Here is a 12,483-nt window from a genome sequence, read left to right on the forward strand (position 1 = left end):
CTGTCTTCCTTGCCTGGTCCGGAGCCTTCGCGAGGATCCGGAGCTACGGAGGGGTGATACATCCGGGGGTCTTCGGGAGTCGGCTCCCGAAGACCCCCGGATCGCTGTTCGGCGCTTCCGCGCTTCTGCTCTTCGGCCCTTCGGTCCTTCAGCGCCTCGGCGCCTCGGCGCCTCGGCCGTCCGCCTATCCGGCGGCTTCCATCGACATCGCCCGGGGACCGCACACCCGATGCGGCGCCTCGATCGCACCGTCGGGCAGCAGCGCGCCGGTGTCCTCGAAGATCACCACGCCGTTGCACAGCAGGCTCCAGCCCTGTTCGGGATGGCTCTGTACGACGTGTGCCGCCAGGTGGTCGGAGGCCGATGCGGCGGGACATGGGGGAGAATGCCGGCACATGGTCCTGGTCCTTCCGGGAGTGCCGTGGTCGGCAGCGGGTTCACGAGCTGCCGGGTGGTCCGTCGGCTGGTTGGTCACATGCCAACGGTGCGCCGCCCACCGTCCCGGGCGGATGAGCCCACGGCCCCGATTCGCCGGCCGATGTCCCGAGTCGCCCGGGAGGGCGTCGGCGGCACCCGACGCGGCGCGACGCCCCACGGATCCCGGGCATCGCCGACGGGCCGAAGCAGCTCGGAGGGAGCCGGTACGGACGTTCGATTGCCCGGCGCAGGGTGGCCGGTGTGTGGGACGACGACGAGCCGGTGTGCAAGCGGGACAGGTGGGGGACGGACCGCTACACCTACAACGTCCGCGACCCCATCGGCTTGGCACTGACCGTGCTCACCGTGATCCTCGTCGTGGTCGCGCCGGCCCCGATGAACAAGCGCGCGGGCCCGTTCGCCTCACCGAACCCGCATGAGAGCCGGCCGGACGTCCGGGAGTGGCGCCCGCCGACACCGTGGTCGACGTCGGCTCCGTCCTCGTCGCCGACCGCAGTCCCGACCTCGGCGTCGGCAACCGCTTCGGCGCGCCCCACGAGCCCGTGACCTCCGACGGCGCCCGCCCCGAATCGGCGCGTGGCCATCGAACTCCATTTCGCAGAGCCTTAGTTCCGGTCCAGACCCTCCTGCTCGTCACGCAACCGACGTGCCCTCAGCACCAGTTCCAGTTCGAAGCGGCGATCGGGCTCGTCCATCTCGTCGCCCAGCAGTTCGCGGATCTGCCGCAGCCGATACCGCACGGTCTGCGCGTGCACCCCGATCCGGGCCGCGATCTCCGGTGCGCCGCCGCGCGTCTCCAGCCACGCGAGCAGCGTCTCGGCCAGTCGCCGGGCGTGCGTAGGCGAGCAGTTGTCCAGCGGTGCCAGGCAGCGCCGGGCCAGATCCTCGATCAGCTCCTCCGGCGGCAGCAGCACCAATGCCTCGGTGTGCTCGGTACAGCGGATCACCCGCCCGTCCGGCAGGTGCCCGCGCTCCATCAGGCGCAGTGCGGTGCAGGCCCAGTGCAGCGACTTGGCGGCGTCGGCGAGCGGGACGGACGGGCCGATCGCGCCGGTCCAGCCGGTCATCGCCCGGCGCAGCAGTTCGGGCCGGCCGGCCGCGTCCGGGTCGGGCACGATCATCCGTGGTCGTTCGCACTCCATGTCCAGGAGTACGTCCCGGCCCACCGCCGGGGCAACCGCGTCCGGTGCGGGACGCAACAGCACTCCCACGGCCACCTGTTCGGGTAGTGGCCAGCCGATCCGGGCGGCGTGCTCGGCCAGTGCGCTCGCGGGTTCGGTGCCGTATTCGGTGAGCATCATCTTGATCAATCGCTTCTGCGCCCACAGGCGTTCGCCGACCTGCCGGGCGGCGGCCTCGGCGTAGCCGTGCACGGACTGGGCGACCAGGCCGTCCAGGTATTCGAATCCGGCCTCGGCGAGTTCGTACATCGCGGGCGGCGGGATCTCCACCTGCTGGCCGATCTCGGCCAGTCGCCGCCACGCGAGTCGTACGCCGAGCCGGTAGACGGCCTGGAGCGAATCCAGGCTTCGGCCCTGGAGCACCTCGACGCGGCCGAACAGCTCGAACAGCTCCAGGCGTTCGTGCTGCCGGTCGTCGGTGTCCAGCAGGTGCTCGACGAAGTCGACCAGGGCGCGCCGGATGGCGACCAGCGCCATCGGCTCGCCGGACTCGTCGGGCACGAGCGGCAGTCCCGGGTACTCGACCCGGATGTCGCGCAGGATGTCCTGCGCCAGGTCGGGGATCTCGGCCATGGCCAGATCGGCGAACCGACACAGTCGCGGCCGAGGCACGTCCCGCCAGGCGGTGCGCACCGTCATGTCGCCTTTCCCTCGCGGCCGGCGCTCGACACCGTCGCCGGGGCCGTGCGCCCGTGACCGGACCCGTTTGCCTGCCGGCGGCGCCGGCATCAGGGCTGCGCGTTCGGCGCCGTCGGGTCGGTGCGGAAGGACACGAGTGGGACGTTGGGTTGGTCGGGCGTGGCGTTCAACGCGGCGACGATGCCGAGCGCGGCGGCCACGGCGAGGGCGGCGGCAACGATCGCGGTCAAGCCGGCGGCGAGCAGTCTGCGCATGCTTCGACGAGCCTCTCGATCGGAGGGCACCCCGCCCGTTCCCATGCACCGGCTCTATATCAGCACAGTGTGCGAGGTGTATTGACACTCCGTCAAGGGTGCGCCTACGGTTCCCGGCCTGAGACAGACGTGCACGTCCCCGAGGCCCTTTGCCGTCAGGAGTGCCGGATGCGCCGCGCCATTTCCTCCCGTTCCTCGATCCTCTCCCTGGCTCTGCTCGGAGCCGGGGTCTTCCTGCTCGTGCTGGCCGCGATGCTGGCCTGGTACGTCGAGCCGCACGCCAAACGCACCCCCGTCGACATCGACGACACCGTCGTGTTCGCCGGTACCGGAAGCTATTTCGACACCGGCTCGCTGCGGCCGGTGCACGGCGAGACGCTCACCGTGACCCGCCGCGTGGTGGGCGATGTCGCGGCTGCCGAGCGCAGCGGTCGGGCGGTGTGGGACGTGTCGACGACGATCGACACTCCGGCCACGCTGGCCGCGCACGACCCGCGTCGGTCCTTCCAGTGGACGCTGGCCCGCTGGGTGACCGACCGGCGTACCAACGCGCCCGTGCACTGCTGCGGGGAGACGCCCGCGATCCAGGGCGAGGCGTTCCTGAAGTTCCCGTTCGACCTGGAGAAGCGCCGATACCGCTGGTGGGACGAGACATTGGGGGCGGCGGTACCGCTGGACTACCGCAGCACGGTGAAGGTCCGCGGGCACCGCGGCTATCGCTTCACCGGCGTCGTCCAGGACACCCGGGTCGGCGGCCGGCAGGTGCCGGGCACCCTGGTCGGCCTGCCCGCGCAGCCGCAGGTGCTCGCCGAGGAGTGGTACGCCAACGCCGGCGTCGACCTGGTCGTCGACCCGCGCACCGGCCGGGTGATCGACGCCAAAATCGCCCCGCGCAAGACCCTGCGCGCACCCGGGGCGAACTCCGCCTCGGTGGTGCTGCTGGACAGCGACAACATCCGGTTCACCGAGGAGACCCGGCGCCGGCAGGTGGACTCGGCCGAGGAGGACGGCGCCAAACTGGAACTGGTCGGCGAGACCGCCCCACTGGCCGCGAGCGCGCTCGGGGCCCTGCTCACGGCGCTGGGAGTGCTGCTCCTGGTCCGCGGAGCCGGCACCCGTCCCCGCCCCGAACCCGACGCCGAGCCGGGGCACGAGCCCGCCCCCGAGCCGGGGCACGAGCCGGGTGCCGATCCACACCGGCGCGCCCGTTTCCGTTGGTTGCCGCACCGCCGTACCGGGCCGATCCGGCGGCGCGACTCGGGCAGACCGGCACCGAACTGACAATTCTCCGGTCGTGCGGAACGTCAAAGTTGTCACCTGGGTGAGTAGCTTCGGCGCACTTGGTGGCGAAAACTACGAACTCACCCCGCACATCCCGCACTTCCCGTGCACCCTTCCGCGTTCGTTCCAGGCCCGCTACGAGTTGGAGCTCACATGCCCCAGCACGTGCCTTCCGCGCTGCGTCCGGTGACCGGCCCGGCACCGTTGCATTCCTCACCGCGCGGTTCCGCGTCCGACCGGACCCCTCACCCTCGCCGCATCGTCTTCCTGGCCCGCCGCGACCTGGCGAACCCGGCCGCGGGCGGCTCCGAACTGCTGGTCGATCGATTGGCGGACGGTCTCACCGCCCGGGGTCACCAGGTGACCCTGGTCTGCGGCGGACCGGCCGCCGACCGCGACTACCGCGTGGTCTCGGCCGGCGGCGACGCCGACCACTACCTGCGCGCGCACCGCGCCCTCGACCGTCGGGTCGGCGGTTGCGACCTGCTGGTCGAGGTCTGCAACGGCATGCCGTACCTGGCTCCGCTGTGGCACCGGGGCCCCACCCTGTGCCTGGTCAACCACGTCCATACCGACCTGTGGGGCATGCGGTTTCCGAGCCCCGCCGCGCGGCTGGGCCGACGGCTGGAGCGTTGGGGGCTGGCCGGCGCGCATCGGGACAATCTGATCGTCGCGGTGTCCGGCTCGACCGCCGCCGCGCTGCGGGCGATCGGCGTGCCGCCGGATCGCATCCGGGTCGTGCACAACGGCGTCGAGGAACCCGCCCCCAGGGTTCCCAAGTCGCCCGAGCCGTTGTTCGTGGCGGTGGGGCGCCTGGTCGAGTACAAGCGCATCGACCTGCTCCTGCGCCTGTGGGATCGGGTCCGGCCGGTCACCGGTGGCCGGCTGGTCATCGTCGGCGACGGGCCGGAAGGCGATCGGCTGCGCGCCTCGGCCGGGCCGGGCGTACATTTCGCCGGCCGGGTGTCCGAGACCGAGAAGCACCGACTGCTGTGCGCGGCCTGGCTGTTGCTGCATCCCTCGCTGGTCGAGGGCTGGGGTCTGGTGGTCACCGAGGCCGCGGCCCGGCACACGCCGGCCATCGGTTTCGACATCCCGGGCCTGCGCGACTCGATCGACGACGGGGTCACCGGCGTGCTGGCCCGCGGCGAGAGCTCGTTCGCCGCCGCGTGGTGCGCGCTGGCGCTCAGCCCCGAGCGCCGCGCGGCGATGAGTGCCGCCGCCGGACTGCGCGCCGCCCGGTTTCGCTGGGCCCGCACGGTCCACCGGTTCCGGGCCGTGGCCGCCGAGGCCGCGCCCGCCCCGGTCCCCGGACGCGGCACTGGGTGGTGACCGCGTGAAGGACCCGTCCCTGCGCCGGTCGATCGCGCTTTTTCGCGCCTTTCGGCAGGAGCCGCAGGACCCGGACCGGTGCTACGGACTGCTCGCCCGCGACGCCGCCGATCAGGTCGAACGGCACATGCGGCTCCGCGGTCGGGTGGTGGTCGACGTGGGCGGCGGCAGCGGGCACTTCACCCGCGAGTTCCGCCGACGCGGCGCCAACGCGTACCTGTTCGAACCCGACCCCGCGGAGCTGGCCGCGCGGGGCACCCCGCCCGTGGGTGCCGTGGTCGCCGACGGGTACCTGCTGCCGCTGGCGGACGGGGTCGCCGACGTGTGCTTCTCGTCCAATGTGCTGGAGCACGTGGCGGATCCGCAGACCTTCCTGAGCGAACTGGTCCGGGTCACCCGCCCGGGCGGGTTGATCTACGTCTCCTTCACCAACTGGTACTCCCCGTGGGGCGGTCACGAGTGGGCGCCCTGGCACTATCTGGGCGCCGAACGCGCCCGTACCCGGTACGCGCGGCGCACCGGGCGGGCCGCCAAGCACACCCTGGGCGAGAACCTGTTCGCCGTGCACATCGGGCCCACCCTGCGCCACGTCCGGGCCCGTCCGGACGTGGTGGTGGCGTCGGCCCGCTCGCGCTACTGGCCGTTTCTGCCCGGCGCGGTCACCCGCGTTCCCGGGTTGCGCGAGGTCATCACCTGGAACCTGCTCCTCATTCTTCGGCGGTGCCCGTGACGGCGCCATCGCCCGACGCGTTCCTCGATCCCGCCGCCGGCGTCCCGGCCCCCGGGCATCGCGCGCGCTCCGCAGGAGGCACTCGTGACTGAGACGACCCTGTCCCTCCCCCCGGCCCGGCCCGGCCGGCCGCCCGCCGAGCCGGCGCCGGCCGAACCACCGGCCGACCGGTCGCGCCGGCGGATCCGGCTGCCGACCTTCTGGGCAGTCGTCTTCGTCGCGTTCCTGGCCGTGTCGCCGGGAAAGATGACCTTCGAGACCAAGCTGGGCGTGGTCACCGATCCGTGGGGTTTCATCGGCGACCTGGGCAACCTGTGGCACGACCGGGCCGGCTTCGGCGGCATCGCCGACCAGTACATCGGCTACGCGTTCCCGATCCTGCCGTTCTACGCTCTCGCCGACCTGATCCACCTGCCGATCTGGCTCGCCGAGCGGTTGTGGCTCTCGCTGATCGTCACGGCCGCGTTCTGGGGCGCGCTGCGGCTGGCCGAGCGGCTGCGCGTGGGCACCGCGCGCAGCCGACTGCTGGGCGCGGTGGCGTACGCGCTGTGGCCGACCTTCACCATCGTGATCGGTTCCACCTCGGCCGCGGTGTTGCCCGGCGCCCTGCTGCCGTGGGTGCTGCTGCCGCTGACCTCGCCGCACCTGAACCCGCGTACGGCCGCGGCCCGTTCGGCACTGCTGATCCCGTTCATGGGCGGGGTCAACGCCGCCTCCACGCTGGCCGCGCTGCTGCCGGTGGGGCTGTATCTGCTCACCCGCCCGGCCGGGCCGCGCAAGTGGGCACTGATCGGCTGGTGGATTCCCGGGGTGCTGCTGGCCACCGCGTGGTGGGTGATCCCGCTGCTGTTGCTCGGCGTGTACGGCGAGAACTTCATGCCGTACATCGAACAGGCCGAGACCACCACGAGCACGATGTCCGCGACCGAACTGCTGCGCGGCGCGGGCGACTGGGTCGCCTATCTCAACTTCGGTGAACCGTGGTTGCCGGCCGGCTGGACCGTGGCCACCGCCGTGGTCACCGTGCTCTGCTCGGCGTTCGCCGCCGCGCTCGGCCTGGCCGGGCTGGCCCGTCGCGACCTTCCCGAGCGCCGCTGGCTGATCCTGACCGTGCTGATCGTGGCGCTGATCGCCCTTGCCGGCTACGGCGGTTCGTTCGGCGCGCCGTTCCACGGCACGGCCCGCGACTGGCTCGACGGGTGGCTGCGTCCGTTCCGCAACATCTACAAGTTCGAACCCGGACTGGCCCTGGCGCTGGTGCTCGGGCTGACCCATCTGGTGGGCACGGTGAGCGCGAACGAACCGGCGCTGCCCCGACCCGCCCGCCGGTTCGCGCCCGCGCTCGCCGCGCTGCTGATCCTGCCCGGCCTGGCCTGGCCGTACCTCAACGGCACGGTGCTGCAATCGGGTGCCTTCACCAAGCTGCCCGACCACTGGCGGCACACCGCCGACTGGCTGGACAAACACTCCCCGGACAGCCGGGCACTGGTGGTCCCCGCGACCGCCCACGGGCTGTACACCTGGGGTTCGCCGATCGACCAGCCACTCGATCCGTTGGCCGATTCGCCGTGGGCGCAGCGGGACTTCGTCCCGTTCGGCACGCCCGGCGCGCGGCGGATGACGGACGCGGTGGAACAGGCCCTGCTCACCGGCGGCCAAGTGCCCGGGCTGGCGGACTTCCTGTCCCGGGCCGGCCTGTACGCGGTGGTGGTCCGCAACGACCTGGACCCGGACCAGATCGGCTACGTGCCGCCGGTCACCGTCAAGCGCACCCTGGAGGCCTCCGGCTACCACCGGGTCACCGGTTTCGGGCCGTTGATCACCGGCGGTCGAATCCCCGAGGGCACGCCGGTCCAGGTGCAGGGGCTGTTCACCCGCCTGCAGGCCGTCGAGATCTACGAGCCCGCCCCGGGCACGCCTCGGCCCGGACGGGTCGGCGGTCGGGCGGTCGCCGACACCGCGCTGCTCAGCGGCGGCCCGGAGGCGCTGCTGCAACTGTCCGCCGATCCCGGTCTACGCGACCGACCCACCGTGCTCACCGGCGATGCCCACCCCGGCATCGACCGGCCCGGCACGCAGTTCGTCGCGGACGGACTGCGCCGCGCGGACACCCGCTTCGGCCTGGTCAACTCCAACACGTCCTACCCGTACACCGCCGGCGAGCGGAACCCGCCGGACAGCACGCAGAACCCCGGATCCGCGCCGAATCAGATCCTGCCCGTCGACGGGGCCGCCCACCAGAGCACCGCCGTGCTGCGCGGGGCCGCGTCGGTGACCGCGTCCAGCAGCGGCAACTGGCTCTTCCATCTGCCGCAGTACGACCCGGTGAACGCCTTCGACGGCGACCCGGCGACCGCGTGGGCCGAGGGCAGCCCCGGCACCCCGGCCGGCCAGTGGCTCGAGGTCGCCTTCACCGCGCCCACCGAGATCCCCGCGTCGCTCTCGCTCACCCCACTGCCCGGCGACGGCATGCGTGCCGCGCCGACCCGGGTGCGGATCGCAACCGATCGCGGCTCCCAGGAGAGCCTGTTGCGCCCCGAGGGCACGCCGCAGCAGGTCAAGGCGCCGCAGGGAGCGGCGAAGTGGCTCAGGGTCACCATCCTGGACGTGCGGACCGCGCGATCCGGACTGTCCGGCGCGGGCTTCACCGAGGTCGCCATCCCCGGTGTACAGGTGTCTCGGCTACTGCGTCTGCCCACCGACGCCGACCGCTCCGACGCGGAGACCGGGGTCTACTCGATGCACCGGGACAACGACCCCGGTGGGCTCTCGCCGGTGGCGGCCGAGGACGGGCTGCACCGCCGCTTCGAGACTCCCAAAGGCGGTGACTTCGCGTTCGACATGCGCGCCGTCGCGGTGCCCGGCCCGGAGTTGGACCGACTGGTGGTGGGCGCCGCGCCGGACCAGGCCAAGCACATCACCGCCACCGCCGAGTCCACCGGCCACACCGGCCGCTCGCTCAGCGCGCGCAATCTCGTGGACGGCGACCTGACCACCGCGTGGATCGCCGGCGACCGACCCGTGGTCCACCTGAACTGGCCCGATCGCACGAGTATCGACGAGATCGTGCTGGGGGCGGCCGGCGGGTTGTCCACCCGGCCGGAGGAGATCCGGATCGACTCGCCCAACGGTTCGGTGACCGTCGCCGTGGACGAGAACGGGCTGGCCCGGTTCGGGCCGATCGACACCGACCGGATCACCGTCACGATCACCCGCGGCGCGCCGCTGACCGTGCACAACCCGCTCGCCGACAAGCGCTTGCAACTGCCGGTGGGGTTGAGCGAGATCCACATCCCGGCGTTGGCCCGGCTGCGCACGCCCCCGCCGGACCCGAGGGTGGCGTTCTCGCTGCCGTGCGGGCAGGGACCGCCGTTGGCGGTGGACGGCGTCATGCACGCCACCAGTGCCTCGGGCACGGTGCGCGACCTGCTCGAACGCCGGTCCGTGGCGGTGCGGTTGTGCGCCGCCGAGTCGCCGGGCGGCGTACTGCCCCTGGGCGCGGGGATGCACACGGTCGAGGCCGGCAACCAGGGGCCGGTGCAGATCACCGACGTGACCGCGATCCGAGGGCAACTGCGGCCCCCGGCACCGCAGTCCGCGCGATCGGCCACCGCCGCGGACTGGAACGGCGACCACCGCTCGGTGCGGATGGGCGCGGGCGAGGCCACCTACCTCCAGATGTACGAGAACCGCAACTCCGGTTGGAAGGCCACGCTGCACGGCAAGGAACTGCGCCCGGTCCGGATCGACGGCTGGCAGCAGGGTTGGCTGGTGCCCGCCGGTGCGGCCGGCACCGTCGAGCTCGAATACGAGCCGGGTGGGATATACCGGGGCGGACTGATCGGCGGCGCGGTGGCCCTGGCCGCGCTGATCGCGCTCGCCTTCGTCCGGCGCCGGAACCGGGACTCGGCCGGGAGCGACGCACCGCCCGCCGCACCGCCGCCGCCCGGCCCGATCCTGGGCGTGCTCGCGCCGACCGTGGTGGTCGCGATCGTGGCGGGGCCGATCGCGCTGGTGGTGCTCGCACTCGCGGTGCTCGCGCACCTGCGGCACCGGCTGCTCACACCGATCGCGCTGGTGGCGATGGCCGGTGCCGGGATCGCGGCGGCGATCGGGGCGGGCGAGCCGATCGCCGGCGGCGAGGGCTCCTTCGGGCCTGCCGCGCAACTGCTCGCGCTGATCGCGCTGTGCGCGGCACTGGTGACGGTGGGCGGGCCCGATCCCGGCGGCCCACGCGTGGCGACTTCCGGTCCCAGGCACGGGCGTTCGCCGTCCGCGCCGCCGCCTGCGTATCCGCCTGCGGGCACATCGTCCGGCCCGCCGCCCGAAGCCGCGGCCCCGCCCGTGTCGATGACCAAACCGGCGCCGACGGACCGGGATCCGGCCACCGAACCCTCGATGGTCAACGACCGGGCCCCGGAGGCCGACACCGCGCCGCTGCCGACGGTGCGGCCGGACGGCGGGAAGCCCGCGCCGACCGATCCGGAACCCCCGTCGGACGGCAGGACGAAGGAGATCGAACACCCATGAGCGCAGTGCGCCCGGCTCGGCGCGAACACCCGGTCGAGCCGGCCCTCGCCCGGATCCCGTTCCCACACGTCGACGAGATGTCCCGACAGGGTCAGCGGCCCGGTGAGCCGATCGCGGTGCACATGGAGATCCGGCTGCCCGGGCAGCCGGATCCGGCCCGGCTGCGCGCCGCGTTCGGCGCCGCACTGCGCCGGCACTCGCGAATCCTGGTCCGCGAGGCGCCCGGTCGGTGGTATCGGCGGCGCTACGAGTGGGAACTCACCGGCGCCCCCGACGTCGAACCGGTCGGCTTCCCGCCGCCCGGTCCGGACGCCTTGGCCCGGGCCCGGGCATTCGCCCTGGCCGAGGCGCCACCGCTGACCCTGTCGCCGCCGGTGCGGCTGGACGTGATCCGCTCGTCGGCGACCTCCGGCGGATGCGTCCTGCTGTGCCGCATCCACCACACCGCCCTCGACGGGCCCTCGTTCCTGCGCGTGCTGGCCACCGCGGCGGAGTTGTACGGCGGGGCCGGCACCGGGCCCACCTCGGACCGGGCCGCACCGGCCGGCACCGAGGACCCGGAACAGGCCATCCTCGACCCGGGCCCCGCCCTGGCCCGTTCGGCCCGGGTCGCGCCGGCCCCCGCGCGCGGGGCCGAGCACCGCGCCGGCAACGGCCTGGTGCTCGGCGAACTGCCGCTCCCCCCGCGCCCACCCGGCGCCGCGTACACCGTCAACGACCAACTCCTGGTGGTCACCTGCCTGATGATCGCCCACTGGAACCGGCTGCACGGCGCGCCGACCCGGCCGATCCGGATCACCATGCCGGTCGACGACCGCCCGCGTGGTGTCGAGATGCCCATCGGCAACGGCACCCGACTGGTCGACGTCGCGTTCGGCGCCCGGGAGTACGGGCAGGAACCGGACCCGGAGGCGATCCTTGCCCTGCTCCGGCGCACGGCCCGCCGGACCAAGGCGCTCAGGGCCGCTCCCCGGCCCCCGCTCGGCCGCGGCGCGGCGCTGCTGACCGCCCCGCTCCTGCCGGTCGACCTGCGGGCCTCGATCACCCGCGGTCTGGGCCGCGCCCTCGGGCCCTGGACCTCGACGACCCTGCTCAGCAACCTCGGCCGGATCCCCTATCCGCTGGACTTCGGCGACGCGGGCCGGGCGAACGCGGTCTGGGTCTCGGCGCCCACCCGGATGCCCCGGGGACTGACGGTGACCACCACCGGCACCCTCGGCCGCCTGCATGTGGGGTTGCGCTGGTCGCGCGCGCTGCTGACGGACGCGGCCGGCCGGGAGCTGTACGGCCTCTTCGAGCACTACCTGTCCGCCGTCTCGGCGGCCGCGCAATCCTCGGCCGTCGTCGCCGACCCGATCGCGCACGAGGGGGGTTCGCGATGAGCGACACCTCCCCCGCCGGTCTGCGCGCGTTCTACGAGAACCCGGCGGTACCGGTCGCCTCCGGCCCCGAGCGCAGTCGGCGCCAGGCCAGGATGCTTGCCCGGGCGTTGGGCCCGGGGCCGGCGGTGGTGGTCGACATCGGGTGCGGCGACGGCTCGGCGGCCTCGTTCGCCGGTCCCATGCCGGCCGGACACACCCTGGTGGGCATCGACTGGTCGCAGGACGCGCTGCGCCGGGCGAGCAAGCACATGCCCCACCTGGTGCGCGGCGAACTCACGGACGGCGGACTGCCGTTGGCCGACGCCGGCGTGGACGCCGCGGTGTTCGCCGAGGTGCTGGAGCACCTGGTGGATCCGGACGCGGCGCTGGACGAACTGCGGCGGGTGCTCAAGCCGCGCGGCCACCTCATGCTCTCCACGCCGAACCTGGCCGCGTGGTACAACCGCGTGCTGCTCCTCGCGGGCGTGCAGCCGATCTTCTCCGAGGTCAGTCTGCGCGGCATCCACGGCCGACCGGGCTCGCAGGTGGTCGGCCACCTGCGGCTGTACACCGCGCGCGCCCTGCGCGAGCTCCTCACCGCGTCCGGCTTCGAGGTGGTGCGCATCGCGGGGGCGCCGTTCCACGGCGTGCCCCGGGTGCTCAGGCCGCTGGATCGGGTCGCGTGCGCGGCCCCCTCGCTCGCCTCGATCCTGCTCGCGCACGCCCGGCGGGCCTAG

General features: G+C 73.4%; 10 protein-coding genes. 7 read left to right on the plus strand and 3 right to left on the minus strand.

The features are described from left to right. Positions 1 to 184: 184 nt before the first annotated feature. A complete protein-coding gene (locus ACIRL2_RS34435; protein WP_331770600.1) occupies positions 185 to 397 on the minus strand; it encodes a DUF5999 family protein in 213 nt (70 codons plus the stop codon). Positions 398 to 678: 281 nt separating this feature from the next. Here ACIRL2_RS34435 and ACIRL2_RS34440 point away from each other — a divergent pair, with 281 nt between their 5' ends. Further along, on the plus strand, positions 679 to 984 hold the full coding sequence (locus tag ACIRL2_RS34440; RefSeq protein ID WP_395870251.1) for a hypothetical protein: 306 nt from the start codon (positions 679 to 681) through the stop codon (positions 982 to 984). Positions 985 to 1,043: 59 nt separating this feature from the next. Here ACIRL2_RS34440 and ACIRL2_RS34445 read toward each other — a convergent pair whose 3' ends face one another. Next, positions 1,044 to 2,258 carry a helix-turn-helix domain-containing protein gene (locus ACIRL2_RS34445; RefSeq protein WP_395870253.1) on the minus strand — a complete coding sequence of 405 codons (1,215 nt, stop codon included), beginning with the start codon at positions 2,256 to 2,258 and terminating at the stop codon, positions 1,044 to 1,046. An 89-nt stretch (positions 2,259 to 2,347) separates the two neighbouring features. Next, positions 2,348 to 2,512: a hypothetical protein gene (locus tag ACIRL2_RS34450; RefSeq protein WP_395870255.1), complete on the minus strand. Its 165-nt coding sequence runs from the start codon at positions 2,510 to 2,512 to the stop codon at positions 2,348 to 2,350. A 180-nt stretch (positions 2,513 to 2,692) separates the two neighbouring features. On the opposite strand from ACIRL2_RS34450, the gene ACIRL2_RS34455 reads away from it, so the two are divergent. From ACIRL2_RS34455 to ACIRL2_RS34480, 6 genes are all read left to right on the plus strand, one after another. Further along, positions 2,693 to 3,793, plus strand: a complete 1,101-nt coding sequence (locus ACIRL2_RS34455; protein ID WP_402237515.1) for a porin PorA family protein — start codon at positions 2,693 to 2,695, stop codon at positions 3,791 to 3,793. 153 nt (positions 3,794 to 3,946) lie between these two features. Beyond that, the gene (locus tag ACIRL2_RS34460) at positions 3,947 to 5,125 is read left to right on the plus strand and encodes a glycosyltransferase family 4 protein (RefSeq protein WP_395870259.1); all 1,179 of its coding nucleotides are present in this window, start codon (positions 3,947 to 3,949) and stop codon (positions 5,123 to 5,125) included. Between the two features lie 4 nt (positions 5,126 to 5,129). Next, entirely contained in the window at positions 5,130 to 5,855 is a 726-nt protein-coding gene (locus ACIRL2_RS34465; RefSeq protein WP_395870261.1) for a class I SAM-dependent methyltransferase, read from the plus strand. Positions 5,856 to 5,939: 84 nt separating this feature from the next. After that, positions 5,940 to 10,385, plus strand: coding sequence for an alpha-(1->3)-arabinofuranosyltransferase family protein (locus ACIRL2_RS34470; protein ID WP_402237461.1), 4,446 nt, complete (start codon positions 5,940 to 5,942; stop codon positions 10,383 to 10,385). Beyond that, positions 10,382 to 11,767: a condensation protein gene (locus ACIRL2_RS34475; protein WP_402237463.1), complete on the plus strand. Its 1,386-nt coding sequence runs from the start codon at positions 10,382 to 10,384 to the stop codon at positions 11,765 to 11,767. The genes ACIRL2_RS34470 and ACIRL2_RS34475 overlap by 4 nt, the downstream gene beginning before the upstream one ends. Further along, positions 11,764 to 12,483: a class I SAM-dependent methyltransferase gene (locus ACIRL2_RS34480; RefSeq protein ID WP_395870267.1), complete on the plus strand. Its 720-nt coding sequence runs from the start codon at positions 11,764 to 11,766 to the stop codon at positions 12,481 to 12,483. The genes ACIRL2_RS34475 and ACIRL2_RS34480 overlap by 4 nt, the downstream gene beginning before the upstream one ends.

The sequence above is a fragment of the Embleya sp. NPDC127516 genome, assembly GCF_044765325.1.
Lineage (GTDB): Bacteria > Actinomycetota > Actinomycetes > Streptomycetales > Streptomycetaceae > Embleya.

Excerpts from the sequence above, each read along its gene's own strand:
- ACIRL2_RS34435 (WP_331770600.1), bottom strand. The coding sequence starts at position 397 with ATGTGCCGGCATTCTCCCCCATGTCCCGCCGCATCGGCCTCCGACCAC.
- ACIRL2_RS34445 (WP_395870253.1), bottom strand. The coding sequence starts at position 2,258 with ATGACGGTGCGCACCGCCTGGCGGGACGTGCCTCGGCCGCGACTGTGT.
- ACIRL2_RS34450 (WP_395870255.1), bottom strand. The coding sequence starts at position 2,512 with ATGCGCAGACTGCTCGCCGCCGGCTTGACCGCGATCGTTGCCGCCGCC.
- ACIRL2_RS34460 (WP_395870259.1), top strand. The coding sequence starts at position 3,947 with ATGCCCCAGCACGTGCCTTCCGCGCTGCGTCCGGTGACCGGCCCGGCA.
- ACIRL2_RS34475 (WP_402237463.1), top strand. The coding sequence starts at position 10,382 with ATGAGCGCAGTGCGCCCGGCTCGGCGCGAACACCCGGTCGAGCCGGCC.
- ACIRL2_RS34480 (WP_395870267.1), top strand. The coding sequence starts at position 11,764 with ATGAGCGACACCTCCCCCGCCGGTCTGCGCGCGTTCTACGAGAACCCG.